This is a genomic window from Megasphaera micronuciformis F0359 (assembly GCF_000165735.1).
Classification (GTDB): domain Bacteria; phylum Bacillota; class Negativicutes; order Veillonellales; family Megasphaeraceae; genus Megasphaera; species Megasphaera micronuciformis.
Genome location: NZ_GL538207.1, coordinates 1 through 983 on the forward strand (window position 1 = coordinate 1; position 983 = coordinate 983).

3 protein-coding genes are annotated in these 983 nt (G+C 47.7%); all 3 read left to right on the forward strand.

Annotation, left to right across the window (positions count from 1 at the left end; genetic code table 11):
- The first annotated feature begins 133 nt into the window (after positions 1 to 133).
- Positions 134 to 322, forward strand: a complete 189-nt coding sequence (locus HMPREF9429_RS03720) for a hypothetical protein (RefSeq protein ID WP_006941771.1) — start codon at positions 134 to 136, stop codon at positions 320 to 322.
- Positions 307 to 555, forward strand: coding sequence for a hypothetical protein (locus tag HMPREF9429_RS03725; RefSeq protein WP_006941773.1), 249 nt, complete (start codon positions 307 to 309; stop codon positions 553 to 555). The genes HMPREF9429_RS03720 and HMPREF9429_RS03725 overlap by 16 nt, the downstream gene beginning before the upstream one ends.
- Before the next feature lie 15 nt (positions 556 to 570).
- Positions 571 to 983: phage tail tube protein (locus HMPREF9429_RS03730; RefSeq protein WP_006941775.1), on the forward strand; the 413-nt coding region annotated here is incomplete at its 3' end.

Below are 983 nucleotides of genomic sequence, written 5' to 3' on the forward strand. Positions count from 1 at the left end.
ATGAAGCCCGGCGGACAAGGATGGTTTATGGCCAAAGCCATTATCCCCAAACGAGCACCGCACCCTTTCATGCAGCCTGCCATTGACATAGTACGTCCGACCATTCGAGAGGCGATAAAGGAGGCTATCGTTCGTGATAAGTAGAATTCCGTTTAACCAGGTACAGCAAAATGTGTATACGCTTCTTTCGACGGGTCAGACGATCCCTGTGTATGACAGCGTTCCGACAGAATCGGAAACGGATGCGATGCCGTATATCGTCTTAGGCGAGTTTCACGGCTCGCCTGTTGACGAAAATAAACAACGGTGTATCACACCGTAAGCCAACAGATTCACGTCTGGACCCGAGGAAGAGCTAAAAAAGAAGTCAATGAAATACTTGATGATATGGTGTATCTACTGACCAAATACTCATTACCCCTTACCGGGTACACGCAAATCGGTACGGCTGTGATTGCGCAATACATGGCGTATCAGGAACTGTATGCTGATAATAACAGCGCCTATCACGGAGTACTGACCGTGGAATGGGTATTGCAGCAGAATATGAATTAATAAGGAGGAACAGGTATGTCCTTAACAGAAGATAAAATTAAAAACCTTCCGGTCATGGAAGAAAACTCGACGGCCATTGCCGGCAAAGACACTCTGATTTATATTGCGCTTGATAGCGCCCCGACGTGGGTTCTTTTGGGTGGCCAGCGAAACAATCCGTTATCTCGTAAGGCGGAATCGATTGACGCCACGTCGAAAGACAGCGGCAACTACAGTACGAGACTTTCGGGCATGCTAAGCTGGACCATGTCGTATGAAGGGCTGTTAGTCTTAAACGATGAAGCCGTTGAAATTCTTGAAAATCGATTTAATAATCGTAAGCCGGTCTTTATTCGCCAGGAATATCCCGACGGATCGTATCGTACCGGCTGGGCGAGTGTGACGGCCTTTGACGAAGACCACAGCTATAGCGGGGTATCTACGCTAAA